A 23,193-nucleotide genomic window follows, 5' to 3' on the forward strand; every position below is an offset into this window, starting at 1 on the left:
TATAATGATTAAGCTATGAAAAATCTTAAAAAGCTCACCAGAAAAGAACAAAAGACGATCAAAGGAGGAATTATCCAAACATGCAGAGACCATTCCCAATGCGATTTCGGAGAATGCTGTGAGGGAAAAATGTGTGTTCCTTCTCCTTACCCATTATGTGGACCTATTCTCGAATAATATAGGTTTTATGAATTAAAATTTAATTTTTGAACATCCGCTCCGGCGGGTGTTTTTTTGTTTCAAGAGAACATAATAAAATATTTTAAGGTTTAATTAATCCTTAATTTTCCTGCTTTCCTTCATAGTCTTAAATATTTGAATTATTTTTGCATATCCAAAAAATTCACGTTTTGAATTCTAGAGACGAACTTATCTTTAATCCTGCCGATATTGCCGAAACTCTTAGCAACCTTCCTGCTGATGAGAGGCTCCTGGCATTTTTAAAAGTTCCGAAAGAGTACAAAGCAGAAGTTTTTTCCCATCTTGACCCTGATTTCCAGGAAGAAACCATCAGAAGTATCGGAAGTGAGGAAGTTTCTGAGATTCTGAACGGAATGACGCCGGATGACAGGACTTCACTTTTTGAGGATTTTCCGGACGAACTGATCAAATATTCAATCAACCATCTTAACCCGCAGGAAAGAAGGATTGCTCTGAAGCTTTTAGGCTATGATTCGGATTCCATTGCCCGTCTGATGACTCCTTATTACATCCAGATCCGTAAAGAATGGACAGTAAAAAGATGTCTGCAGCAGATCAAGAAAGTAGGTAAAAGAGTGGAAACCATGAACCACCTTTATGTGGTGGACGAAAGAAACCGCCTTATTGATGATATTGCATTGGGAAGCCTACTTTTAGCCGAAGAAGACACACTGATTTCAGACATCACTGACAATCATTTTGTTGCCATTACGACCACCACTTCAAAAGAAGACGCAGTAACCTATTTTGAGAAATATGACAGAACAGCTCTTCCGATCATAACAGAAGCCGGTGTTCTTGTAGGTATCGTAACCATTGACGATATCCTTGACCAGATTGAGCAGCAGAATACAGAAGATATCCAGAAATTCGGGGGTCTTGAAGCACTGGATGATCCTTATACCCAAACGTCTCTGATGGAGATGGTGAAAAAAAGGGGAACATGGCTGATTATTCTTTTCTTTTCCGAAATGCTTACCGCCTCTGCCATGGGTTATTTTGAGGATGAAATTCAAAAAGCAGTAGTTCTGGCTCTGTTTGTGCCTCTTATTATTTCCAGTGGCGGAAATTCCGGTTCGCAGGCAGCCACCCTTATTATCAGGGCTATGGCACTTCAGGAAATTGGCCTTAAAGACTGGTGGTACGTTATGAGAAAAGAAATCTTCACAGGATTGTTCCTGGGTGGTATTCTCGGAGCTATTGGTTTTTTAAGAATCCTGATCTGGCACAAAATAGGTCTTTTCAATTACGGAGTATACTGGCCTTATGTAGGTTTAAGCGTAGCCGTTTCTTTAGTTCTGATCGTCCTTTGGGGAACACTTTCAGGCTCTATGGTTCCTTTTATCCTTAAAAAACTGAACCTTGACCCTGCTACTTCTTCTGCTCCGTTTGTAGCAACTCTGGTAGATGTTACCGGTCTTATTATTTATTTTTCCGTTGCAGGACTTTTCCTGACAGGAAAACTTTTGTAATTTAGGCAGACAAAGTCTGAATATGAAAGTTGTTTCTCTAGTCCCCTCTATTACAGAGGCATTATTTGATCTTGGCCTTACTGAGAATGAAGTAGTCGGAAGGACCAAATTCTGTATCCATCCCGCAGATAAAGTAAAAAATGTCCCTGTTATCGGCGGCACAAAAAACATCAATATTGATAAGATTAAAGCTCTCCAACCGGATCTTATCCTTGCCAATAAGGAAGAAAATATCAAAGAACAGGTGGAGGCCCTGATGGATGACTGTAAAGTTTTGGTAACGAATGTGGAAACCATTGAGGATAATTATTATCTGCTCAAAACCCTTGGAAATATCTTTAATAAAAAAGAAAGGGCACAACAGTTTAATCTCAAGATTTATGATGTTCTGGAACAGGCTAAGCTTGATTCAGCAAATATAAAAGCAGCTTACCTCATCTGGAAGAATCCTTATATGACCATCGGTTCGGATACTTTTATCCATAAAATTCTGGCAGAAACAGGTTTTGAAAATATTTTTAAAGATAAAACCCGCTATCCGGTGATTGAAATGGAAGATCTTGCCGGTGCAGACGTAATTATGCTCTCTTCCGAACCATTCCCCTTCAAAGAAAAACATATTGAGGAAATGAAAGCATTTTACCCGGATAAAAAAATCATGATCGTGGATGGAGAAGCTTTTTCGTGGTACGGAACGCATATTGCGAAATGCGGGAATTATTTCAGAGAATTATTGGCAGAAATCCATGCAATGGAGCGGTAATCATTTAACCGCAAAAGGAGCAAAAGATTTTAAACACTTAAGAGTATTTAAGTTTACTGAAAATCAAACATTTTCATTTTTCTAACGACAGAAATTCGTCGGATCACAATTCCCCTCCTCCGGAGGGATGGCAAAAATTCTTTGAATTTTTGACGGGGTGGTAAAAAACTCACCTTTTGACTGAGGCACTCGAAGTCAACAATTTCCCATCAATTGGTCTGGTGGCTTCAAGTACCTCAGCCGCCAGATGAATTTTAGATATCAGCTGGTTCGCTCCTCAACCCTATACCAATAAAAAGCTCCGATCAAAGATCGGAGTTTTTTATATTTTAACTGAAATTTCAATTACAAAATTTTGGAAACTTCATTACAAAGCCATTCCAGCAATTCGCGGTCCTCTTTTGTAAAAGGATCCACGGTATGAGAATCAATATCAATCTGGCCGATATTCTGACCGTCTTTGAAAATAGGAACTACGATTTCCGCTTTTGTATCAATAGAACAGCTTAGGTAATTACTTTCCTGGTGAACATCCGGAACCACGAATGTCTCATTGGAAACAGCAACCTGGCCGCAAATTCCTTTTCCGTAAGGGATGATGGTATGATCTGTAGGAGCTCCCACGTAAGGACCTAATTTCAGCTCATCCTTATCTCCGTTCTTAAAGTAGAAACCTGTCCAGTTGAAGTAAGAAATTTCCTGATCCAACAGGTGGCAAACTTTCTCAAGCTTTTCTTCTGTATTATGTTTTGGACTTTCAAGAATGGAAGAAAGTCTTTTTTTTATTTCTGACATTTTATTTATTTTTTAGGAGAATTGTTTGAAGGAAAGTTCTTCTTTATAGCCGAACATTCCACGTTCTTTTATCATTTCTGCAACACCTTCAGGAACCTGGTTTTCCCAGCCTTTAATGCAGCATGCAATTTTTCTTAATATTTCTCTTGAATAGATTTCCAGGAACTCCGGGTTATAGTTGGTAATATCTACAATACGGTTATTGTGCTTGAAATATTTGTAAAGCTCCTTTAAGTTCTCTTCCACTTTAAGATTCGAAGAATCCAGCAGCTCATGAGTTTCAGGATCTTTGTACGGATAAAGATATACCCTCATTCCGTTTCTGAAGAATTTTCCGAACGCTTCCAGAATTCCTCCCGAAAGATCTTTATAATATTTTTCGTCAAATACCATCAGAAGATTATTTACTCCCATGGCCACCCCTATATCGCCGGTGGTGTAGGATGCAAAATAATCGATCAGCCTGTAATATTCCGAGAAGTTTGAAATGATAACGGTATATCCCAGCTTCCCAAGAATATCTACCCTGTCCATAAAGTCTCTTTCATCGATATCTCCATCTGCCCTAAGGTTTGAAATCGTAATTTCAATAAGCACTTCTGTTTCTTCGTGGGTACAGGTAGCGTCTTTCTGAAACATTTCAAGACCGTTTTTAAGCATGTCGATGTTCACCTTCGTTACCGGCCTGAAGCTTCCTCTTACCGCAAATATATTTTTCTTGTATAAAACGTCAGCAGGCAGCATATTACTTCCCTGGGAATTGAAAATCACAGCATCTGTCATTCCGTGCTTCACAAGCTGCAAAGACATCAATCTGTTATCCACATAGTCAAATGCAGGTCCGCTGAAATCGATCATATCAATTTCAAGCCCGTCTTTTGCAATGTCGTCGTATAAAGATTCAATTAAAGTTCTGGGATTGTCGTAGTAATGAAAAGCTCCGAATATAAGGTTTACCCCAAGGTTTCCTAAAGTTTCCTGCTGCAGGGTAGCATCATTTTCGTTAAACTTTACGTGGATTACGATCTCATTGTAATCTTCATTTTCTTTTGTCTGGAAACGGATTCCTACCCAACCGTGGCCTTTTAGAGTCTTATCGAAATTAATGGTGGTTACCGTATTGGCATAAGAGAAAAATTTTCTGTTTGGATTGTTTTCCCTTGAAATTCTTTCTTCAATTAATGCGACTTCATAACGGAGCATTTTGCGAAGTCTGTTCTGGGTAACATATCTGTTTTTGACCTCTTTCCCGTAAATGGCATCACTAAAATCTTTGTCGTAAGCAGACATTGCCTTAGCAATTGTACCGGAAGCCCCTCCTGCTCTAAAAAAGTGGCGAACAGTCTCCTGCCCTGCTCCAATCTCTGCGAAAGTACCATAAATAGTAGGATCTAGATTAATTGTTAATGCTTTTTGTTTAGGAGTTAATTTCTGATACATTAGGACGTAAAATTTTTCGTAAATTTACCAAAATTAAACCAACCTCAAAAGAAAATGAAGTTGAAATTTTTAGGAACCGGTACTTCCCAAGGTGTACCCGTTATAGGCTGTACTTGCGAAGTATGTACCTCCGAAAATCCCAAAGACAAACGCTTCCGTTCCTCCGTAATGGTTACTACAGAGGAAAGCAGGAAAATACTGATCGACTGCGGGCCGGATTTCAGGCAACAGATGCTTCTTAATCACGAAAATAACGTAGATGTTACCCTTCTTACCCACGAACACAATGACCATGTGATCGGGCTTGATGATATGCGTCCGCTGATCTTTAAAAGCGGAAAAGATATGCCCATTTATTGCTATCAAAGGGTTGGCCATGAGATCAAAAAACGTTTTCCTTATGCTTTCACCGATGTAAGGTACCCGGGAGCTCCTGCTTTTGAGCTTCATGAAATTGAAAACAAACCTTTTCAGGTTTTGGATACAGAAATTACACCTGTTGAAGTCATTCATTATAAAATTACGGTCTTCGGATATAAGTTTAAAAACATAGCGTATATTACCGATGCCAATTTCATTTCAGATACAGAAAAAGAAAAGCTAAAGAATCTGGATGTACTGATCCTGCCCTGCATCCGGAAATTTGATCCGCATCCTGCCCATTTTATTCTTCCTGATGTCATTGCCCTGTTTAAAGAGCTTCAACCTAAAAAATTATTTTTAACCCACATCAGCCATCATCTTGGCCTGCATGATATTGAAGATAAGGAGCTTCCGGAAGGAATGCATCTGGCCTACGATGGTCTGGAAATAGAATTTTAAAATTTTTCCTTTAAAAAGCTTTTGAACATTAAAAAAAGTTTCTATATTTGCACACCAATTTAACACATGCCCGGATGGCGGAATTGGTAGACGCGCTGGTCTCAAACACCAGTGGGAAACCGTGCCGGTTCGAGCCCGGCTCCGGGTACAGAAAACCTCTGAAATCATTTGATTTTCAGAGGTTTTTATTTTTAAGGTGGTCAAAAGGGTGGCTAATTATTTTATATTTTATAAAATCCACTCCTACTCTTGCAGGATGCCCCTGCGGCTTTTTGACTGTGGCCCATTTGTACTACAGTAAACAAAAAAATTATAGAGTAATATTCCATAATTTTTAAATTATTAAGAGGTGGCGTTCGAACTTTATTCAAGTTTGATTTTGATAAAGACATCAATAATAGCTTATTCGTTACATTCAATCAAAAAATTTTTAACTAACATAATCTAAATATGATTGAAACTCTGATGTTTTAAATTTTACTCGAAACGACAGGCTTCATCAAATGTTAATCTCGGGTCACGCGGATACAATCTGGAATCATCGCCATATCCAATCGTGCAGATAAAGTTTGCTTTCCACGAAGTTCCTTTAAAAAATGTTTCATCAATAATATCATTCTGAAAACCAGACATCGGGCAGACATCCAGTCCCATTCCGCGGGCTGCAATTATCAGATAAGCACCAGTTAAAGAACTGCTTCTGTATGCAATCGATTCTGCAAATGCGGCGTCATTTTCAAACATATCTTTAACATCCATACGGGGAAAAAGCTTTGGCGCTTCTTGCCAGAAAAGTTTGTCCTGAGCAATGATTGCTGTAACAGGAGCCGATTGAACCTGCCCCAAATTACTTCCCATACCTTCCAGAGCCGGATACAATTTTCTTTTACCTTCATCGCTTCGTACGAAAACAATTCTGGCTGGCTGAAGATTGCCGCTGGTTGGTCCGTATTTTATGATTTCATAAAGGGATTTCAAATCTTCATCGCTTACTGGTTTATCTTTCCAGTGATGATGTGACCTTGCGTCTGTAAAAAGCTGATTAAAGACTTCTTTAGAAAGAGATTTTCGCATTGTGATGTTGTTTTATATTGTTTACAATGCAAAATTATGTTCCGCTTTCTTCAGAAATTGTTGACATTTGATAATAACGAATACTTAGAGGTGCCGATTAAGCCACCAATTCCATAGCTTTTTTACGGTAATGAACGGGAGAAATGCCTTCCTTACTTTTAAAAAACCGGCTGAAAGTCTGAATATTGTCATAGCCCAGTTCGTAGGCAATTTCTTTTATCGATAAATTGGAATAATTAATCTGTTTCTTTGCGTGCATCATAATTCTGTCGTGAATGATATTCAGCGGGGCACGTTGCGAAACAATTGAAAATAAATTGGATAATGTTTTGGGAGATTTATTCAGTTGAGATGCGTAAAAAGCCACATCGTGATGTTCTGTAAAATGACTCTCTACCAGATAATTAAACTCACGGATAATATCGCCCTGGCTATTTTCAAGCTTATTGAAATTATTGGACTTCCTTAAAATTCGTACCGATAAAATCAACATTCGTTTAAGTAAAGACTGAAGCATATCACGTTGTAAAATATCGACTTTCTGCATTTCTGAACAGAAAATCTCCCAAGAAATATCAAATTCTCTCACCATAGTTCCATCAATTGTTACAATTGGAATATCCGAGGCTCCAAAGAACAGTAAGCCCTTGCTTCCCACTTCATTATCGTGATTGATGATGCAGAAAAAAGGTTGATTGAACCTTACCATTCTCGCCGTTTCAAATTCGGTAAAATCTATTTTATGAAATTCGGTAAGAAAAATTATTTGATTTTTCTTAAGCTTAAATAAGGTTTTATCAACCATAACCTCCATTTTCTCTCCCGTATTCCAGATAAATGTAAGATCTGTTTTTTTAACATCAAAAATAACATCCGAATTAGAGGGATTCAGATCATAAATCTGTAAAATCTCATTAGAATTATTAGCGAAAACCATATTGATTCTGATTTAATTATAATTGATTTCAATCTAAATAATCAGACGGGAACGTTTTCTGTCCGAACTTTTCATCCAGATTTTGCAGGAACTTTTTTCGTTCTTCCGTCATTTCCGGAACAGGCAAAAACTCGCCTTCGGAAACTGGCTGCCCGATCGCTTCAAAGATTTTTTCCAATCCTGCAGGCATTACGGTACAGAGAAGTTTGGCGAAAGAATCCGACGTATTTTTAAAGCAATGAACAGCCCCACCAAAAGGAATTTCCACAAACCCACCTTTGGATACAACCGTTTTTCCTTTTTCAGTTTTAAACTCAACTTCACCTTCCAAAACATAAAAAGTTTCGTGGGTGTTAGGATGTGAATGCGGTGGCGGACCTCCATTCGGAGGAACAGTCATTTCGATGACAGCAAAACGGTTTTCCGTTTTTTCACCAGAAATAATGATACGGTAATTTCCTCCTGCAACTGCCAATCTTTTACCACTTCCCTCTTCTATAATGTTAATGTTGATATCGGCGTTCATTTTGTTTTCTTAAATTATTAATGAAACAAATTTACATCAGTGTCAAGCTAGAAATCGTTGACATTTGTCACAATAAGTGCAACAGAACTCAATTAACGAAAACTCTGCTTCCTGATTCGGCTGAGCGTTTCCCGGGAAATTCCCAAGTAAGAAGCAATCTGATGCAAAGGAAATCTCTGAATCATATCCGGATGAAGTTGAACAAAACTTTCATAGCGCTCTAAGGCACTGAGACTTATCGCATCATCAACTCGTTTTTGTGAAGCAATATGATTGTTTTCGCTCATCTTCCAGAACATATCTCTCACCGACGGAATTTCCAGAAAAGCATCAAGATTGGGTCTTGGTAAAATCAATAATTCTGTGTTTTCCCAAGCTTCGATATAGTATTTGGATGGCGTCTGATTCATAAAACTCTGGCGGTCGACAATCCACCAGTTTTCTATAGCCAATTGAAGAATATACTCAATTCCGTGACTGTCTACACTGAACTGTCTCGTGGCGCCTTTCAGAATAAAACCTGTGTAAGGACAAACATTTCCTTCTTCAAGAAAATACTGTTTTTTTCTTAATTTTTTTGGCAACAACAGCGACTGAATCTGCTCTTTTTCTTCTGAAGAAAGAACTGAATGGCTGTAACGTTCTATATAATCAAAAAGTTGTTGATACATTTTAGTTTTTACTGGCGATAAAGAAAATCGTTATCCATCAAATTTAAAAATTTTCGCTTAATTGTCATTTATTATATTTAATCTCCAAAATGCAATACTAAAAAATCACCCGTTGATTTCTCAGGACGATTTTTAATGGTAACTAAACTTCTTTTAATCTAAAATAATTAGTTCTGGGAAATGGCTGCCAATTTTGGAAAATCAATATCTGTTTCTGATAAAATATTGGCATAATTGGTAAAGATGCTCAACGAGACCTGAGCTAAAATTTCAAGAATCTGTGCATCATTAAATCCTGCTGCTCTTACATTTTCTAAAGATTCGGTGGAAACAGCTCCTTTTTTATTCAGTATTTCTTTTGAAAAAACTAAAGCTGCGTTTATTTTAGTATCAGGAGAAGTTCCTTTTCTTGCATCATCAATTTCCTGTTCGCTGATTCCCATTTTACCTCCTACAAAACTGTGAGCGGCATTACAATAGTCACAACCGTTTTCATTGGCGACGGTAATTGCAATTAATTCTCCTAATTTCCCACCAAGTGACGAATAGCTCAATCCTGCGTTAAATCCCAGATAGGCATTCAGTACAGCAGGCGAATTTCCCAGGGTTCTCATCATATTGGGAACCATTCCCATTTTAGATTTTACCGTATCAAAAAGTTCTTTTGTTTTTCCGGTAGCTTCTTCCGGATTTAGTGCTTTAATGCGTGCCATAATAATATGTTTTAAAATTGTTTGTCATTATTGACTGTGCAAAGTTGTGGCTTTACAGCATGCAACAGTTAGGCAGCATTTCCCGAAGAGTTGGCAATTTTTCTTACAGATACTTTTTCTTTCATCTAAAAAAATTACATTAAAACACATTATTTTAATTACTTGTTGAAAATCAAATATTTAAATCAATTCATTGACATTTGTCACAGGTTTTTTGTATCAAATATCACCGTTTTTTGTAAGCGGGTCAGCCTAATTTTGTCCTGTACAATAAGCACTTACACAGCCGAAGTACACCATTAAATAATATAACTTAAATACATTTATTATGCACACAAAAGCATTCAACCCGGAAAACGCAGCGATACTTCTTATCGATCACCAAGTAGGAACAATGGCTTGGACACATTCCCACGACATTAATTTGGTAAAACAAAATACCATTAAGCTTGCAAAAATTGCAAAAGCTCTTAATCTTCCTGTGATTTTGACATCCAGTATGGAAGACCAGATTCAGGGTCCGCTGATTCCTGAACTGCAGGAAATATTACCTGAAGCGTATGAAGCTCGGATCAAACGTCCTGGAATTGTAAACGCGATGCATCACGAAGGCTTCAATGAAGCAGTAAAAGCGTTAGGCAGAAAAAAACTTTTCGTAGCTGGCGTTACTACCGAAATTTGTGTTACTTTTCCGGTTTTACAGATGCTGGATGAAGGATATGATGTGCAGGTTTCTGCAGACGCATCAGCTTCATATACCCAATATGGCGACAATCTGGCTTTGGAAAGAATGAGACAGGCAGGGGCAATTATTACGACAGTGGATCAGATCATCTCTGAATTGGCAATTGACTGGACCAGTCCTAACGGACAAAAACTGGTTGGAATTTTAAACTATCATTAAAAATTAGTTTACAAAAGAAACATTCTTTCAGAAGTAAAGCGGTGTTTCTTTTTTTAATATTAAAAACCTACATTATGAAAATCACCAGAGCTTCAGCAAAGCACACGTACGGAAATCAGACATTTCACGTCGAAATATTGTATCCCGGAACCAATCTCGAAAAAAATGATACGGGATTTTTAACCATTGGAAGAATTGATCATGCTTTATTTAAACCTCCAGGCCTGGTTCCGATGCATCCGCATCAGGATGACGAAATATTTTCCTACATCCGTTCCGGAAAGATGATTCATATGGACAGCACCGGCAAAAAAGAACATCTGAATAATTCTTATATGATGTTGATGAATGCAGGAAGCGGAATTTCACACGAAGAAAGTGCCGAAGAAGATGTGGAAATGCTCCAAATATTTATGCGGCCTTCTGAAAATGACTTATCGCCACTGGTTCAGTTTCATCAATTTGAAAATATTTTCAGTGAAAATACCTGGAGATTGGTCGCCGGAAATAGAGCTGATTCACCATTAAAATTAAGAGTTGAAACTAATATTTTCGATATTAGGTTACAAGTGAATAAAGTTATAGAGATTCCCGAATGGAGTGAAAAAATCATCAATTTCATTTACTGTTTCAACGGAGAAATTAAAATCGGAAATGAAAGGATTGCGAAAGGTGATAGTATAATTTTTGAGGAAAGCCTTTCTATTGAAGCGATTGCAGAAAGTGATCTTGTATTATTTCAGATAAAAAAAGACGCTAAATACAGTGAGACGGGAATGTTCAGCGGAAATAAATTCCATTGATTTCATCTACAAATAGAAAAGCCTTTGAGATTCCAAAGGCTTTTCTATTGTTTGCAATTTGTTGCTTTTAAGCTTCTTTTACAAACTGTAATTCACCTGCCAATTTTACCTCATCGCTTACCATTACTCCTCCGCCTTCTAACGCTGCATGCCAAGTAAGTCCGAAATTTTTCCTGTTGATTTTTCCTTCAAAAGAAAATCCCGCTCTTGTATTTCCATAAGGATCAGCTTTGATTCCATTGAAATCTACATCAAGGGTAACTGGTTTTGTAATTCCGTTAATGGTAAGATTTCCTGTCACTTCGTTACTTAATGCTGATGCTTCGAAAATGATTGCAGGATAAACTTCCACGTTAAAAAAGTCAGCAGACTTCAGATGATTATCTCTGTCAGTATTGTACGTAGAGATAGAATCAGTCTGGATGGTTGCCATTGTTTTTACATTTGCAAAAGTATCGTCTTCCGCTTCCAGCTGCACATCAAAATTGGTAAAATTTCCTTTGACATTTGAAATCATCATATGTCTTACTTTGAAAGTCAATTCACTGTGTGTAGGGTCTAAGTTCCATTTTGTTGCCATTGTAATTATATTTAAATGTTATTTACACTGCAAATTTATAGGGACCACTGAAACGAAATTGTTGATATTTGATAATAAATATTGTATGTAAAACTAATTCAATTATTGAATTTAAAAAGCATTTTTAAAGACCAAATAATTTTCATTAAATTCGTAAATCCAGAAATAAGTCTACTTATAAGTATGAATATTAATCAAGACAGTTTTTTAATTCTTTTCAATTATATCGAAGCACACAGCTCTTCACCATTAACTCTTGAAGACAAAGAATTTATAAGAGAGTTGTTTGTTTACAAAAAAATCAGCAGAAAACAGTTTTTTCTGAAGCAGGGAGAAATCTGCAAATACTGTGGCTTTATCATTAACGGTTCAATGAAACAATATTCTGTGGACGACTTAGGCAAAGAAAATGTTATTAATCTTTATCTGGAAAACTGGTGGGTTGCAGACCGTGAAAGTCTGCTAGGTTCAAAACCGACTATTTATAATATTGAAGCCTGTGAGGATACTGAAATATTGATGATTTCACAAGAAGGTATCAATGAAATGACAAAAGTTCCGGCTCTAAACGAACTGACAAAACGCCTGGATATGAATCATGGCATAGCGATGCAAAACCGCATCAATAATGCGATAAGCCTTCCTGCAGCTGAACGTTACAATAATCTTTTTAAGACTCATCCTGCATTTTTGCAAAGATTTCCGCAGCATCTTATTGCATCCTATCTGGGAATTACAAAAGAAACTTTGAGCCGTATCCGGAAACAAAAATAGATTAGGATAAAAATTTCTCATTTATTAATTCTAAGGATAATACTGTCAGAATAAAGACCAACAGAGTATTAGCCAAAATATTATTTTTCCAAATAGAATATCATCGCACGCCACATTGTTTGAAACAAAACTTCATGTCTTACATTAGCAATATAAATGTAGAAGTAAAAAGATATCCCTTACCGAGGATGAAGTGAAAGAGTTAGCTGTTTTCCTGGCATCACAGAAGGCTGTCAAGCACATGCCTGAAGGTGGCAGGATCATCTCAATAGGGAGCAATATGGCAGAGAATGCAATTGGTCCTCAAACAACCTTGTATACTATGAGTAAATCTGCCTTACAAAGGTTTACCCGTGGTCTGGCCCGTGACTGGGTTCAAAAAAAATTACAGTTAATCTTGTGCAGCCAGGCCCAATCAACACGGATATGAATCCTGACAATACAGAATTTGCAGATTTTCTCAGAACCCGAATAGCTCTCGGAGAATATGGTAAAGCAAAGGACATAGCCAATGCGGTTGCATTTTTAGCTGGAGAAGACAGTGGTTTTATTACAGGAGCATTTATTACAGTTGACGGTGGCTTTAACGCTTAAAATATGGAATTTCTTCCAGGTGCTTAAGCCCGGTAAATATCTGTAAGTAATCTAATCTTTAAACAGAAATAAAGAGGGTATCCATATTCATGAGTACCTTCTTTATTATTTCTGTAAATTTATTTTTACCTATTCTCCCACAGGTTCAATAAATGCATACAGATGTTTTACTTTTCCGTTTTCGGTCAGGAAAAAGTCCATACTGTTGAGCATCCCTTTTCCGGTCCGGATGTGTCCAAAAAGCCGGGCACTGTTCTGAAGCTGTTCTATAGGTTTTGCTTCAGAAAATTTATACGAAGGATCCTCGGCTATAAGTTTTCCTATAAAATCAGAAACAGCTTTCAAGCCATCAAGGATAATCTCCTTATCATACATTTTAATATCATCTGCATAAACTTTTTTAAGAAGCTCTTCACGTTTTTTTTCGTCTTTTTCATTCCAGGCGGCAACGTGTATTTCTTGTAATTGGTCAAATAATTTTTCCATTATATTTTATTTTTGTTTAAAAATTCTCCTATTGCTATTAGATCTGATGTTCTCTAAATAAGCCTTTGTCCTCCGTCCACATGCACAGTTTCTCCAGTCATTATTTCATTGGTCATAAAAAATAAAATAGCCAATGCCACCTGGTCTGTCGTTGCTACGCGTTTCAATGGGAGCTTTTCTTTCATCGAATTTATAAATGCTTCCCTGCCTGATCCCAGAGACTTGGACAAAAGAGGTGAATCAGTAGTCCCGGGTGAGACCGTGTTTACACGACGTGGTGCAAGCTCAAGGGCAAGACCACGGGCCAGAGATTCTACTGCAGAAGATGCAGCGGCCAATATTGCAGTTCCCGGTCCTGGACGGTCTGCCAGCACACCGGAAGTGAAAGTGATTGATGCATCCTGTGAGAGCATTTCATCAAGCGAACGGATGATATACAATGCTCCCCAAATACGTTCATCGAAAGCTTTATGCAGATAATCTATATCTGCCTCCAAAACTGTTCCGGCAACGAATGTACCCGCCAGAAGAACCAGGTGATCTACCTGCCTAACATCCGATAATGCAACCTTGATCGTTTCCTGTTTTGTAATATCGGCGGCCCTCCATTCAAATTCATTTTCTTTGGCTATCCGTTCAGTCTGATCAGGATTGAAACCTACAATCGTAACTATTGCTCCTTCCGCTTTTGCCTGTTTTGCCGTCGCAAGTCCGATACCTGAGCTTCCCCCGACAATCATTACATGTTTATCTTTCAAAATTCCGTTTGTTCTGATCATTTTATTTGGTTTAATATTAGTATATAATCCGGTGCTTTCTGATTAACCAAAGATATCCTGAATGAATCCGGCTTTACGATGAGATATGATAAAAAAAATTGTTGATCTACATCAACATTTTCACATTCAATACTTTTCGTTATTTATCCCTCCGAAGACAGATTGTATTGGAGCTCTTACCTTCAAAAAGTACTGCACCAGCCACTAACGGTCGGTTTTCTCAGGCAATATATCCGAATTCTGATATTTCCTGATTACACCCCTTTTGTTTATCTTTACGAAATGCTTACTGCGCTTTTAAATTATCTGGACCAAAACACCACTATCCCACTCTCAGAGGAGGATGTTGAGTTGATGCGTAAGGCATTTATTCCCAGGAAGTTTAGAAAAAAGCAATTCCTGTTACAGGAAGGTGATGTATGTAAGTATATTTCTTTTGTTGTAAAAGGAGCCGTTCGTCAATACACGGTAGATGAGAAAGGGAATGAGCATGTGCTGAATCTTGCCATAGAAAATTGGTGGACCTCAGACAGGGAAAGCTACCATAGGTTAACACCGTCGATATATAATATTGATGCCTGGGAGGAAACCCAAGTACTGATGCTTCCAAAGGCAGATGGCTGGTATGATAAAGTTAACTCTATTCCCGCTTTTTGTCAGTTACGGATAAAACTTGACGATGCCCATCATATGGCCATGCAAAGTAGACTGCATTCCTCCATCAACTATACTGCGGAATATCGATATGAAGAATTGCTGCGAAAGTATCCTGATTTCCTGAAACGGTTCCCACAGCACATCATCGCTTCCTATTTAGGAATTACCAAGGAAACGCTTAGCCGAATCCGTAATCAATCTCTTAAAAAGTAAAATAGCAGCCTTCTATAAAAAACCGTTGATGTCTATCAACGCTTTTTATTGTTTGTCGTTATTGATTTAAGTATTTTGTCACCTGATTTTATTTTTAATACTCTCATTTTCCTGAGGCTCTGAATGCAAAAAAAACTCTGGATTTTTACTATCAGAGGTTTTCCATTAGTATAAAAAATCATCTATTCTGTTATTACCATTTGATTTTCGGCAGTACTTTTTTAATTTCTTTTCCTATATTATTTCCCGCTTTCCCCAGTTCATTTCCTACATTGGTAAATACCTTTACCACTTCATGATTTTTCCCCGGACCATACTGGATATCGTGAACTGTATTATTCCATGTTTTTACAATGTCATTATTAGGACCAAACTGGTTCTGAAGCTCGAGCCCAATTTTACTTAAGCCTTTTACAATATCATTATTTTTGCCAAAGCAGCCGGAATCACCTCCTACTCCATTGGTCAGACATTTATCAAGCTCTCTCGACATCAGCTGCCCGCCTGCACACCCTGCGAAAACATAGGGCTGCCCTCCGGAAGTTACGGCACACTGTACTACAATCTGGGCTTCTGTATTCAGATTAAGTTTGCCGGCCCCATAACACATGGCGGTATTCATAAAGTTCACCTGCCCATACTGCCCTTGCTGCTGTACACATGATAGCAGCCTCTGAAGCTCAGGATCGGAAGATTCTCCGGCTAAGCATAAAGGATATTTGCTGTAATCATTCCCGTACTGTTTATAACATTTGAGCAGAGATGCAGATATTTTTCTTTCATTATTACCTCCCATGGTTCCTACCAGGCATAAAGCCTGTTCTTCCGGGGTTGACGCATTTTTCACACAGTTATAAATTTCGTTTTCTTTCTTTCCGGCCATATTCGCCACCATGCAGTCACCAAATTTCTGCTTGTCCAATGTTCCGTTAAAGTTCATCGACTGTTCATAACACCCTTTTGCGGTCTGTTCATTGGTGATCATCAGATTCCCATACGGGTTATTGGTGTCTACAATCTGTGTGGGCAAAGGCTGAAATCCATTGGCTGTCTGGACACCCACATTCTGGCTGTATACCGGCGGAACATAATTGATCATAGGATTCTGGGGCACCGGAACATCTGCATAGCCTATAACCCTGCTTCCCAGCATATAATCAAGCTCAATCACATTCCTGTTATAGTCCAGAAAAAAAGCTTTCTGGTATGGATTAGCTGCAGGCAGTCTCAGGTACATCATTCCGGAGGGATCACGAAAAGTCATTCCTCTGTTCATGGGATTCCCGTCCTGGATAGTCATTCCGTCACTGTACAGGGCAAAGCTCTGCCCATGCGCCTGATCATAAATCCGGCCCATTAAAACAGGCTGGGAGTAAAGATATGTACACAGAGTGAGTAAGAAAATACTTACAAAAATCCTGAAGCTTTTTAAAGGTAGTGTTTTCATGGCTGTTTTCGTTTTATTAGGAATTATTTATTTCAACTGTAAAACTGGTCATAAGAACGAAACAAGTCAATTACACTTTTGGGTACTATTTTCCCGATATTTGATAATTAATGCAAAAAAAATCCTATCCCAGATATTTCTAAGGATAGGACTCACACCTAAATAATAAACTATGTTATACAATAAACAGCCCTGCGATGGCCTGAGCCTCACTACCTGTTAATATTTCATCATAAGCCGCAGATCCTGCCGCTGCTCCGAAAGCAGTTGCGGTATTGAATCCTGCCTGATTTACATTATCTTCTCCCGCGTACACAGGATCAGTGGCAGAAGGCATACTTCCTCCATTGGCCAATTCTATCCAGCCTTTATTCGCTCTCATTCTTCTTACCTGCGAAGCGTGTCTTGCCTCTACAGAATGAATCTGCAATGCTGCCTGTAAAACAGCACCGTTTGACATAACGTTTCCAGCTTGCCCTTTATAGGCACGGACACCGGTATCTTCAAAAGCCTGTGCAAGAATAAGAAACTGATTATAATCTGTAAAAGGCGTGAAACTTCCGCCAGCTGTGAAATCAAAATTTGGTTTTGCCCCGGGAGTTACTCCTAAAGATGTCAGTGTGCTTTTAAGGAATGATACGTGAGCCGATTCATGCTTTGAGATCTGCATGAAAACAGGCCGGTCTGAATTTGGAATAAGTCCGGCCGCAGCCAGTCCTATAGCATAATATTCATTTTCCAGATATTCCAGCACTAATGCCAGCTGTAAGGCATCGGTAAGAGCATTTTTAAAAACATTTCCGGACGAATGGTCTGGTGTTTCTGCTTTAGCTGGTGTTGTCATCAGTGCTCCCAAACCTAATGGAACCGAAGCGACTGCAGCTTTTTTGCCGAATGCTGAAATATGGGTAAGAGTTTCTAATCTTGTTGCTTCTGTGGTAAAAAATTTATCATTAGAAAGCTTATCGAGTAATTTAAGAATGTTCATAACTGTAGATTTTGAAAATGAATAATTAGCTGATTCCTCTTTCTTTCCATGTGAAAGGAGTTTTGATAAATCCTCCTGCCGCCATAACGATATCTTTGGGCTCTTTGGCAAGATCGAGTCCGTTACTGTCAATCACATCATCACCTGAAAAATCTGTTGATCCGGGATTGATGATATTCCTGATCGCAGACGCATGCCTGGCTTCTACAGAAACGATCTTTCCGGCAATCACCAGATAAGCGGGATTGGTAATATATTTTCCGGCACCGTTGTAAGCTGCAACTCCTGTATCCTCCAAAGCTTTTGCAGTAGCAAGAACTGAGTTTCTGTCGTTAAAATTTACATTGGAATATTGGAATTGAAGGGTTGGCAAGACATTAGAAGTCGCTCCGCTGATAGCAGCCTTAAAAAAATCACGGTGAATGACCTCGTGGTGGTAAAGGTCGGTGAAAATTTCCTTTTCCGCGCTGGAGATTCCCGAATAAAAATTATTAACTACTTTGGTATAAAAATCAGCCTCCAGCTGCTCAAGAGCATAGGCATAATTCAGAACGCCGACATCTCCGGTTCCAAGGTCAAAAACCTTATCACCCATCATTCCGAAGTCAGTATCATCATCGCAACCGATGAGGGTAAGTCCTGCCATAGCCAGTCCTATGCCTCCCAGTTTCAGAAAGTTTCTTCTGCTTGTATCCAGAGTCGCTCCCTGGTTAGAAACATTAATAGTTTTTTTCATAATATTATTGGTTTGAGTGTTGAGAATATGAGAGAGAAAAAACAGCATAAAAAAATTATGCTGCTTAAAAACTAAAACATTACGGCATCAGCACCGTATCAATCACATGGATCACTCCATTTGACTGGTTCACATCAGCTATCGTCACTTTTGCACTATTTCCTTTAGCATCCTGTACATAAAGATCTTTTCCTTTAGTCCAGAAAGTAAGTCCTTCACCTTCTACTGTTTTCATCATACTTTTTCCGTTTCCAGCTTTTACAGCAGCCCAGATATCCTTAGCATTGTATTTTCCTGCAAGAACATGATAGGTTAAAATTTTGGTAAGCATTTCTTTATTCTCAGGCTTTACCAAAGTTTCAACGGTACCTTTCGGAAGTTTAGAAAATGCGGCATCGGTAGGAGCCAGTACGGTAAAAGGTCCCGTCCCCTGTAAGGTTTCTACCAGCCCTGCTGCTTTTACAGCGGCTACTAAAGTTTTGTGATCTTTAGAATGTACAGCATTTTCAATAATATTTTTGGAGGGATACATAGCCGCACCACCTACCATTACTGTTTTTTCTTTCATCGTTTGTGCATTTACCTTCCCGCCGAAAGCAAATGATAAGGCTACCATTGCCAGAACTGCGATTTTTGAGTTTGTGTTCATTTTATTGATTTTTTAAGTTAATATCTGTTTCTGTTGTGTTCTTAGAATCATTTACGACTTTGTTTGTGAATCAGATTTAAAAAGTTTGTTTTTTTATTATTTTTTTTAAATCTTTATTATAATCTCATCAAACAGGAAGTATTTACCGGTGCTGATGATTTAATGATAATCTTAATCGGATGTATAAAATCATTTACGATATAAAAGATTTTTCGGATGTTATTTGTAATATATTTTATTTTATTACATTTGGAATGAAAATTATACACTATTAAAACAACCTATTCGGAAGAAGAGCTTATCGTTTTACTTAGAGAAAAAAACGAATCAGGCTTTCATTATTTATACGATCATTATGCAGGGGCCCTGTATGGTGTGGTTTTCCGAATCGTACAGTCTAAAGAATATACGGAGGAAGTTATTCAGGATGTTTTCGTTAAAATCTGGAATGCTGTTCACCAGTATGATTCATCAAAAGGAAGGTTTTATACCTGGATGATAAATATTGCCAGAAATACGGCAATAGATTATTTAAAATCAAAAGGCTTTCAGAACGAGCTTAAAAACCAGTCACTTCCGGATTTCGTATATAATTCTGCAGAACTTTCAACAACCAACAACTCGTCCGATTTTATTGGATTTAATAATGTGCTTAAAGGTCTGGAAACAGATAAACAGGAACTTATTGACCTGGCCTATTACCAGGGATATACCCAGAACGAAATATCCGAAAAGCTAAAGATTCCCCTTGGAACAGTGAAAACCAAAATGCGGAATGCGCTGATAAAATTAAAGGACTTGTTAAAAGATTATCAATAAATTGAACACAAAAGAATACATATCATCCGGAATTATAGAATCTTATATTCTAGGTCTTGCTTCTCCTGAGGAAGCAGGGATTTTGGAGTGTGTGATGAAGAATAATGCTGAAGTGAAAGCGGCTTTTGAAGAAGCCCAGAAAACTTTGGAAGATCTGGCAACAAGCCAGGCCATAACTCCTCCGTCTGATTTAAAATCCAGAATCTGGAATAAGATCCAGCAACAGGAAGAGACTGCTGAAAAAATACAGCCTGTTGTTACGGATATTCCTGCTGCAAGACCTCAGGAAGAGACTAAAATTCAGGGAAAAAGCAGCTGGAAAGCCTATGCAGTCGCAGCTTCCGTATTATTTCTGATCAGTGCTGCCGGGAATCTTTTCTGGATGAGCAACAATGCGGAAACTAAAAAAGAAATAGCCAAAATGCAGACTGAAAATAAGTCGCAGGAGCTTGCTATGCAGAAAATGAATCAGAAGATGAGCTTATTTTCCAATCCGGATATGCAGATGGTAATGCTGAAAGGAGTAGAAAAGCATACAGACTCTAAAGCAATGGTTTTCTGGGATAAAAAGACCAAAGAAGTATACCTTAACGCTGAAAGTCTTCCAAAAGCTCCGGAAGGAATGCAGTATCAGCTGTGGGCCATCGCCGATGGAAAACCTGTAAGCGCAGGCATGTACAGCGAAGAAAAAGACAGCAAAACTGCACTTGCAAATATCCCAAAAGCACAGGCATTCGCTATAACTCTCGAGAAAAAAGGCGGCAGTGCAGTCCCTACTATGGAAAACATGTATGTAATGGGTGAAATCTAAGCCTATACTTTAGAGTAAAGGCTTTTTGATATTTCCATTCGGATCATAATGTTTAATAATATAATATTTGGGGGACATACAGAAGTTAATTATCCTGTCTTTTATTAATTTTCAGCTCCCGCTCCACCTCATCTATTTCCGGTAAAGGATGATCGTAGCTTTCTTCAATGTATTTCAGAACCTTTTCTTCTGTTTTCTCATTTACTTTCCTGATGAAAAGGTGGTTGGTAGCTTTCAGAAAAAGAATAAGCTCATCTGATGTCTGTTTCTTGCCAAATATCGGCTTTTCTATGATGGCTCTTTTATCAGCATTTACAATAAGATCATTAAAAGAAGTATTCATAAGAACAGTCTGAAAAAATGATTCAGCCGGGAGAAATGTATGGAGATAATAATCCTCAAAATTCATCACTCTTTTATTATTGGCAAGAAAAGCGCAGGTATCCCTTGTAAAAATAACCCATTTTCCACCTATGTAGGGTGTAACTCCCTTCATGAATTCTCTTTTGTAGATTATAGATGAAACCTTATAAGACAGCTCTGTAAAATGATTCTGTATTCTCTTAAGAGTATCCGGACGGTAAAATTTCTGATCATAATAGAAAAGATAATTCCTTCCATTGTTCTCTGTAAGGAATTTCCTGATGATGTTCTGTGATTTCAAAGGGTAATCTTCACCACTCAGATTAACAAAATAATCCCATTCCTGGCTGACATTAAGCAGAAATTCCATCGCATCAAGTTCAGCCTGGATCGTACTAAATCCTCCGGCTACAATATTAATGCTTTCCAGAATATAGACGTTGGGAAACCTGATGAGATACATCTGAATCTCATCGGTAAACTCTTCTTTAGCTTTCCGGTCTATATGAATGAGATAAAACTGATCTCTGGTATAGATCTTCTGGAACATCGCTTTGAATACTTCAGGTTTATGATGAATCATAATGAAGTAAGCAATTCTCACATGCTGATTCGAGTGTGACTCTAAAGTTTGAGGCTGGGGATTGGTTGTAGGAACAGACGTCTGCATAGGTACGGATTTAAAATCATCCGCTTGGTTGCAAACAATTCAGTTAACGTGCGAAAGCTACAAATAAATTTTTGATAATCAATAATTTAAATCAGTCAATATTCATTTTTTTTATTGTAGATTTGCAAAGCACTTATAAAAACAGGCCTCTGCCCCTTGCTACTCTGTAATAGTTTAAAATCTCATTTTTCTCTTTCAGTTTTGCTTTTTCAGCTGCCCGATTAAAATTTATTTTTTAAAATAATTTTTAATATTGCTTTCCTGGCTTCAGGTAAAAAGTAATTATAAAGTTCAAAACAGCATGGGTTTGTAAAAGATCCTGCTTTGAGAATAAGAACGATATTGCAAAGCTCAGCAAATATTTTCCCAACCGAATTTATTGTCCAGGTTAATGCAAAGTAAAATAATAATTTAAAATAAGGATGGTATAAACCAATATTCATTATTCTTATTATATACAAGGACAACAATTCAGATCCTAACCGATTTGGCCACTCAGAACCGGATTTCCGGTAGAATACAATGAGTTTTAAAAGTTTAAATTTAATCGATCCCATAGTCCGGGCTGTTACAGAAGCCGGATATTCCAAACCTACAGAATTACAGTATATGGCTGTTTCACCTATTTTAGCAGGAAGGGATATTATAGGACATGCCCAAACCGGTACAGGAAAAACGGCAGCATTTGCTATGCCCATTCTCCAACTGCTAAAAAGAAATACATCTGACCATAAAGAAATACGAATTTTAATATTAACTCCAACACGGGAACTGGTTTTACAACTCGAGGAACATTTTAAAATTTACAGCAAATATTTACCCTTATCACAACTTTCCATTTTTGATGGCGTGTTATCAGGAAGTCAGCTGGCAGCCCTGGGGAAAAGAGTTGACATTCTTATCGCAACGCCTGAAAGACTACTGGACCTGCTAAGCCAGAGACATATTGATTTTTCTAAAATAGAAATCCTGGTTCTGGATGAAGCAGACAGAATGCTTGACATGGGATTTTCAGACGATGTAAAAAAAATATTAAAACTGATTTCGCCCAAAAGACAAACCTTATTTTTTTCCGCAACTATGCCGTTAAACGTCCGGAAATTTGCAGATACCATGCTCAAAAACCCAATAGAAATAATATAAACAGATTTCTTCCAGAAAATTCAGGAAAAATCTTCAATAATTAATACAATAATTTTTTAATACCCATTACTATGCAAGAAGGCACCGTAAAATTTTTCAATGAAGCAAAAGGCTTCGGATTTATTTCTCCAGTAGACGGAGGAAAAGATATTTTTGTACACTCTTCAGGATTAGATACAAGATCGATCCGCGAAAACGATAAAGTAGTTTTCGAAGTACAAAAAAGCGACAAAGGTTTAAATGCAGTTAACGTAAAGTTGGCATAATTTGAATATACCGTTAACGGGCATTGGCTGATTGGTAGCAATACTCTTTATTCAGTGTCCGTTAAAACCTCTTGCTTAATGTAAGAGGTTTTTTTAT

The 23,193-nt window shown here is 37.8% G+C and carries 29 protein-coding genes and 1 tRNA gene; 15 read left to right on the plus strand and 15 right to left on the minus strand.

Annotation, left to right across the window (positions count from 1 at the left end):
* The first annotated feature begins 15 nt into the window (after positions 1 to 15).
* The 3 genes from BUB03_RS22290 (at position 16) to BUB03_RS15135 (ending at position 2,436) form a co-directional block, all read left to right on the plus strand.
* The gene (locus tag BUB03_RS22290) at positions 16 to 177 is read left to right on the plus strand and encodes a bacteriocin-like protein (RefSeq protein WP_265131399.1); all 162 of its coding nucleotides are present in this window, start codon (positions 16 to 18) and stop codon (positions 175 to 177) included.
* Between the two features lie 173 nt (positions 178 to 350).
* Positions 351 to 1,673, plus strand: coding sequence for a magnesium transporter (gene mgtE / locus BUB03_RS15130; RefSeq protein WP_040995707.1), 1,323 nt, complete (start codon positions 351 to 353; stop codon positions 1,671 to 1,673).
* Between the two features lie 22 nt (positions 1,674 to 1,695).
* Positions 1,696 to 2,436 (plus strand): ABC transporter substrate-binding protein, encoded by a 741-nt coding sequence (locus tag BUB03_RS15135; protein WP_073064679.1) that lies wholly within the window; start codon positions 1,696 to 1,698, stop codon positions 2,434 to 2,436.
* 345 nt (positions 2,437 to 2,781) lie between these two features.
* On the opposite strand, the gene BUB03_RS15140 is transcribed toward BUB03_RS15135, so the two are convergent.
* Entirely contained in the window at positions 2,782 to 3,231 is a 450-nt protein-coding gene (locus tag BUB03_RS15140) for a GAF domain-containing protein (RefSeq protein ID WP_040995703.1), read from the minus strand.
* A gap of 12 nt (positions 3,232 to 3,243) precedes the next feature.
* Complete coding sequence (locus tag BUB03_RS15145; protein ID WP_040995701.1) at positions 3,244 to 4,671, minus strand: nicotinate-nucleotide adenylyltransferase; 1,428 nt, start codon at positions 4,669 to 4,671, stop codon at positions 3,244 to 3,246.
* A 54-nt stretch (positions 4,672 to 4,725) separates the two neighbouring features.
* Between BUB03_RS15145 and BUB03_RS15150 the strand changes: the two genes are divergently transcribed.
* Positions 4,726 to 5,493: an MBL fold metallo-hydrolase gene (locus tag BUB03_RS15150; protein WP_073064682.1), complete on the plus strand. Its 768-nt coding sequence runs from the start codon at positions 4,726 to 4,728 to the stop codon at positions 5,491 to 5,493.
* Between the two features lie 68 nt (positions 5,494 to 5,561).
* Positions 5,562 to 5,641: transfer RNA gene (locus BUB03_RS15155), tRNA-Leu, on the plus strand.
* A 329-nt stretch (positions 5,642 to 5,970) separates the two neighbouring features.
* Here the strand turns inward: BUB03_RS15155 and BUB03_RS15160 are convergent.
* The 5 genes from BUB03_RS15160 to BUB03_RS15180 form a co-directional block, all read right to left on the minus strand.
* Complete coding sequence (locus tag BUB03_RS15160) at positions 5,971 to 6,567, minus strand: malonic semialdehyde reductase (protein ID WP_073064685.1); 597 nt, start codon at positions 6,565 to 6,567, stop codon at positions 5,971 to 5,973.
* A 97-nt stretch (positions 6,568 to 6,664) separates the two neighbouring features.
* Complete coding sequence (locus tag BUB03_RS15165; RefSeq protein WP_073064687.1) at positions 6,665 to 7,504, minus strand: helix-turn-helix domain-containing protein; 840 nt, start codon at positions 7,502 to 7,504, stop codon at positions 6,665 to 6,667.
* 28 nt (positions 7,505 to 7,532) lie between these two features.
* Complete coding sequence (locus BUB03_RS15170) at positions 7,533 to 8,030, minus strand: cupin domain-containing protein (RefSeq protein WP_073064690.1); 498 nt, start codon at positions 8,028 to 8,030, stop codon at positions 7,533 to 7,535.
* A 92-nt stretch (positions 8,031 to 8,122) separates the two neighbouring features.
* Positions 8,123 to 8,701, minus strand: a complete 579-nt coding sequence (locus BUB03_RS15175) for a Crp/Fnr family transcriptional regulator (protein ID WP_073064693.1) — start codon at positions 8,699 to 8,701, stop codon at positions 8,123 to 8,125.
* Positions 8,702 to 8,868: 167 nt separating this feature from the next.
* Positions 8,869 to 9,414, minus strand: a complete 546-nt coding sequence (locus BUB03_RS15180; RefSeq protein ID WP_073064696.1) for a carboxymuconolactone decarboxylase family protein — start codon at positions 9,412 to 9,414, stop codon at positions 8,869 to 8,871.
* Positions 9,415 to 9,742: 328 nt separating this feature from the next.
* On the opposite strand from BUB03_RS15180, the gene BUB03_RS15185 reads away from it, so the two are divergent.
* Together BUB03_RS15185 and BUB03_RS15190 are read left to right on the plus strand one after the other, a co-directional pair.
* Positions 9,743 to 10,318, plus strand: a complete 576-nt coding sequence (locus BUB03_RS15185) for an isochorismatase family protein (protein WP_073064699.1) — start codon at positions 9,743 to 9,745, stop codon at positions 10,316 to 10,318.
* A 74-nt stretch (positions 10,319 to 10,392) separates the two neighbouring features.
* On the plus strand, positions 10,393 to 11,121 hold the full coding sequence (locus BUB03_RS15190) for a pirin family protein (RefSeq protein ID WP_073064702.1): 729 nt from the start codon (positions 10,393 to 10,395) through the stop codon (positions 11,119 to 11,121).
* Positions 11,122 to 11,188: 67 nt separating this feature from the next.
* On the opposite strand, the gene BUB03_RS15195 is transcribed toward BUB03_RS15190, so the two are convergent.
* The gene (locus tag BUB03_RS15195; RefSeq protein WP_073064704.1) at positions 11,189 to 11,701 is read right to left on the minus strand and encodes a YceI family protein; all 513 of its coding nucleotides are present in this window, start codon (positions 11,699 to 11,701) and stop codon (positions 11,189 to 11,191) included.
* A gap of 183 nt (positions 11,702 to 11,884) precedes the next feature.
* Here BUB03_RS15195 and BUB03_RS15200 point away from each other — a divergent pair, with 183 nt between their 5' ends.
* The 3 genes from BUB03_RS15200 to BUB03_RS22280 all read left to right on the plus strand — a co-directional run bounded on the left by BUB03_RS15200 (position 11,885) and on the right by BUB03_RS22280 (position 13,069).
* A complete protein-coding gene (locus tag BUB03_RS15200; protein WP_073064707.1) occupies positions 11,885 to 12,475 on the plus strand; it encodes a Crp/Fnr family transcriptional regulator in 591 nt (196 codons plus the stop codon).
* Positions 12,476 to 12,668: 193 nt separating this feature from the next.
* Complete coding sequence (locus BUB03_RS22275) at positions 12,669 to 12,905, plus strand: SDR family NAD(P)-dependent oxidoreductase (protein ID WP_394363666.1); 237 nt, start codon at positions 12,669 to 12,671, stop codon at positions 12,903 to 12,905.
* Positions 12,875 to 13,069, plus strand: a complete 195-nt coding sequence (locus tag BUB03_RS22280) for an SDR family oxidoreductase (RefSeq protein WP_394363668.1) — start codon at positions 12,875 to 12,877, stop codon at positions 13,067 to 13,069. The genes BUB03_RS22275 and BUB03_RS22280 overlap by 31 nt, the downstream gene beginning before the upstream one ends.
* A 129-nt stretch (positions 13,070 to 13,198) precedes the next feature.
* On the opposite strand, the gene BUB03_RS15210 is transcribed toward BUB03_RS22280, so the two are convergent.
* Together BUB03_RS15210 and BUB03_RS15215 are read right to left on the minus strand one after the other, a co-directional pair.
* Positions 13,199 to 13,555, minus strand: coding sequence for a glyoxalase (locus BUB03_RS15210; protein ID WP_073064710.1), 357 nt, complete (start codon positions 13,553 to 13,555; stop codon positions 13,199 to 13,201).
* A 53-nt stretch (positions 13,556 to 13,608) separates the two neighbouring features.
* Positions 13,609 to 14,334, minus strand: a complete 726-nt coding sequence (locus BUB03_RS15215) for an SDR family oxidoreductase (RefSeq protein WP_073064713.1) — start codon at positions 14,332 to 14,334, stop codon at positions 13,609 to 13,611.
* A 282-nt stretch (positions 14,335 to 14,616) separates the two neighbouring features.
* Here BUB03_RS15215 and BUB03_RS15220 point away from each other — a divergent pair, with 282 nt between their 5' ends.
* Positions 14,617 to 15,204 carry a Crp/Fnr family transcriptional regulator gene (locus tag BUB03_RS15220; RefSeq protein ID WP_073064716.1) on the plus strand — a complete coding sequence of 196 codons (588 nt, stop codon included), beginning with the start codon at positions 14,617 to 14,619 and terminating at the stop codon, positions 15,202 to 15,204.
* Between the two features lie 193 nt (positions 15,205 to 15,397).
* Here BUB03_RS15220 and BUB03_RS15225 read toward each other — a convergent pair whose 3' ends face one another.
* From BUB03_RS15225 to BUB03_RS15240, 4 genes are all read right to left on the minus strand, one after another.
* Positions 15,398 to 16,651: a hypothetical protein gene (locus BUB03_RS15225; RefSeq protein ID WP_073064719.1), complete on the minus strand. Its 1,254-nt coding sequence runs from the start codon at positions 16,649 to 16,651 to the stop codon at positions 15,398 to 15,400.
* A gap of 175 nt (positions 16,652 to 16,826) precedes the next feature.
* Positions 16,827 to 17,639, minus strand: coding sequence for a ferritin-like domain-containing protein (locus BUB03_RS15230; protein WP_040995685.1), 813 nt, complete (start codon positions 17,637 to 17,639; stop codon positions 16,827 to 16,829).
* A 25-nt stretch (positions 17,640 to 17,664) separates the two neighbouring features.
* The gene (locus BUB03_RS15235) at positions 17,665 to 18,375 is read right to left on the minus strand and encodes a ferritin-like domain-containing protein (RefSeq protein WP_040996358.1); all 711 of its coding nucleotides are present in this window, start codon (positions 18,373 to 18,375) and stop codon (positions 17,665 to 17,667) included.
* Positions 18,376 to 18,454: 79 nt separating this feature from the next.
* Entirely contained in the window at positions 18,455 to 19,024 is a 570-nt protein-coding gene (locus tag BUB03_RS15240) for a fasciclin domain-containing protein (protein WP_073064722.1), read from the minus strand.
* A gap of 300 nt (positions 19,025 to 19,324) precedes the next feature.
* Here BUB03_RS15240 and BUB03_RS15245 point away from each other — a divergent pair, with 300 nt between their 5' ends.
* Both BUB03_RS15245 and BUB03_RS15250 read left to right on the plus strand, forming a co-directional pair.
* Positions 19,325 to 19,843 (plus strand): RNA polymerase sigma factor, encoded by a 519-nt coding sequence (locus tag BUB03_RS15245; protein WP_042279208.1) that lies wholly within the window; start codon positions 19,325 to 19,327, stop codon positions 19,841 to 19,843.
* 1 nt (position 19,844) lies between these two features.
* Positions 19,845 to 20,654: an anti-sigma factor gene (locus tag BUB03_RS15250; RefSeq protein WP_073064725.1), complete on the plus strand. Its 810-nt coding sequence runs from the start codon at positions 19,845 to 19,847 to the stop codon at positions 20,652 to 20,654.
* Positions 20,655 to 20,739: 85 nt separating this feature from the next.
* Here the strand turns inward: BUB03_RS15250 and BUB03_RS15255 are convergent, their stop codons facing one another.
* Positions 20,740 to 21,687 carry a beta-1,6-N-acetylglucosaminyltransferase gene (locus tag BUB03_RS15255; protein ID WP_073064728.1) on the minus strand — a complete coding sequence of 316 codons (948 nt, stop codon included), beginning with the start codon at positions 21,685 to 21,687 and terminating at the stop codon, positions 20,740 to 20,742.
* Between the two features lie 522 nt (positions 21,688 to 22,209).
* Between BUB03_RS15255 and BUB03_RS15265 the strand changes: the two genes are divergently transcribed.
* Both BUB03_RS15265 and BUB03_RS15270 read left to right on the plus strand, forming a co-directional pair.
* Positions 22,210 to 22,830 (plus strand): DEAD/DEAH box helicase, encoded by a 621-nt coding sequence (locus BUB03_RS15265; RefSeq protein WP_083538956.1) that lies wholly within the window; start codon positions 22,210 to 22,212, stop codon positions 22,828 to 22,830.
* A gap of 71 nt (positions 22,831 to 22,901) precedes the next feature.
* A complete protein-coding gene (locus tag BUB03_RS15270; RefSeq protein ID WP_040995680.1) occupies positions 22,902 to 23,096 on the plus strand; it encodes a cold-shock protein in 195 nt (64 codons plus the stop codon).
* Positions 23,097 to 23,193 lie beyond the last annotated feature (97 nt).

The sequence above is a fragment of the Chryseobacterium oranimense genome (assembly GCF_900129755.1).
In the GTDB taxonomy this organism is placed as follows: domain Bacteria; phylum Bacteroidota; class Bacteroidia; order Flavobacteriales; family Weeksellaceae; genus Chryseobacterium; species Chryseobacterium oranimense.

Excerpts from the sequence above, each read along its gene's own strand:
- BUB03_RS15175 (WP_073064693.1), bottom strand. The coding sequence starts at position 8,701 with ATGTATCAACAACTTTTTGATTATATAGAACGTTACAGCCATTCAGTT.
- BUB03_RS15270 (WP_040995680.1), top strand. The coding sequence starts at position 22,902 with ATGCAAGAAGGCACCGTAAAATTTTTCAATGAAGCAAAAGGCTTCGGA.
- BUB03_RS15210 (WP_073064710.1), bottom strand. The coding sequence starts at position 13,555 with ATGGAAAAATTATTTGACCAATTACAAGAAATACACGTTGCCGCCTGG.
- BUB03_RS15165 (WP_073064687.1), bottom strand. The coding sequence starts at position 7,504 with ATGGTTTTCGCTAATAATTCTAATGAGATTTTACAGATTTATGATCTG.
- BUB03_RS15150 (WP_073064682.1), top strand. The coding sequence starts at position 4,726 with ATGAAGTTGAAATTTTTAGGAACCGGTACTTCCCAAGGTGTACCCGTT.
- BUB03_RS15170 (WP_073064690.1), bottom strand. The coding sequence starts at position 8,030 with ATGAACGCCGATATCAACATTAACATTATAGAAGAGGGAAGTGGTAAA.
- BUB03_RS15265 (WP_083538956.1), top strand. The coding sequence starts at position 22,210 with ATGAGTTTTAAAAGTTTAAATTTAATCGATCCCATAGTCCGGGCTGTT.
- BUB03_RS15135 (WP_073064679.1), top strand. The coding sequence starts at position 1,696 with ATGAAAGTTGTTTCTCTAGTCCCCTCTATTACAGAGGCATTATTTGAT.
- BUB03_RS15230 (WP_040995685.1), bottom strand. The coding sequence starts at position 17,639 with ATGAACATTCTTAAATTACTCGATAAGCTTTCTAATGATAAATTTTTT.
- BUB03_RS15215 (WP_073064713.1), bottom strand. The coding sequence starts at position 14,334 with ATGATCAGAACAAACGGAATTTTGAAAGATAAACATGTAATGATTGTC.
- BUB03_RS15195 (WP_073064704.1), bottom strand. The coding sequence starts at position 11,701 with ATGGCAACAAAATGGAACTTAGACCCTACACACAGTGAATTGACTTTC.
- BUB03_RS15185 (WP_073064699.1), top strand. The coding sequence starts at position 9,743 with ATGCACACAAAAGCATTCAACCCGGAAAACGCAGCGATACTTCTTATC.
- BUB03_RS15255 (WP_073064728.1), bottom strand. The coding sequence starts at position 21,687 with ATGCAGACGTCTGTTCCTACAACCAATCCCCAGCCTCAAACTTTAGAG.
- BUB03_RS15140 (WP_040995703.1), bottom strand. The coding sequence starts at position 3,231 with ATGTCAGAAATAAAAAAAAGACTTTCTTCCATTCTTGAAAGTCCAAAA.
- BUB03_RS15200 (WP_073064707.1), top strand. The coding sequence starts at position 11,885 with ATGAATATTAATCAAGACAGTTTTTTAATTCTTTTCAATTATATCGAA.
- BUB03_RS15220 (WP_073064716.1), top strand. The coding sequence starts at position 14,617 with ATGCTTACTGCGCTTTTAAATTATCTGGACCAAAACACCACTATCCCA.
- BUB03_RS15235 (WP_040996358.1), bottom strand. The coding sequence starts at position 18,375 with ATGAAAAAAACTATTAATGTTTCTAACCAGGGAGCGACTCTGGATACA.
- BUB03_RS15190 (WP_073064702.1), top strand. The coding sequence starts at position 10,393 with ATGAAAATCACCAGAGCTTCAGCAAAGCACACGTACGGAAATCAGACA.
- BUB03_RS15240 (WP_073064722.1), bottom strand. The coding sequence starts at position 19,024 with ATGAACACAAACTCAAAAATCGCAGTTCTGGCAATGGTAGCCTTATCA.
- BUB03_RS15160 (WP_073064685.1), bottom strand. The coding sequence starts at position 6,567 with ATGCGAAAATCTCTTTCTAAAGAAGTCTTTAATCAGCTTTTTACAGAC.
- BUB03_RS22290 (WP_265131399.1), top strand. The coding sequence starts at position 16 with ATGAAAAATCTTAAAAAGCTCACCAGAAAAGAACAAAAGACGATCAAA.
- BUB03_RS15225 (WP_073064719.1), bottom strand. The coding sequence starts at position 16,651 with ATGAAAACACTACCTTTAAAAAGCTTCAGGATTTTTGTAAGTATTTTC.
- BUB03_RS15145 (WP_040995701.1), bottom strand. The coding sequence starts at position 4,671 with ATGTATCAGAAATTAACTCCTAAACAAAAAGCATTAACAATTAATCTA.
- BUB03_RS15180 (WP_073064696.1), bottom strand. The coding sequence starts at position 9,414 with ATGGCACGCATTAAAGCACTAAATCCGGAAGAAGCTACCGGAAAAACA.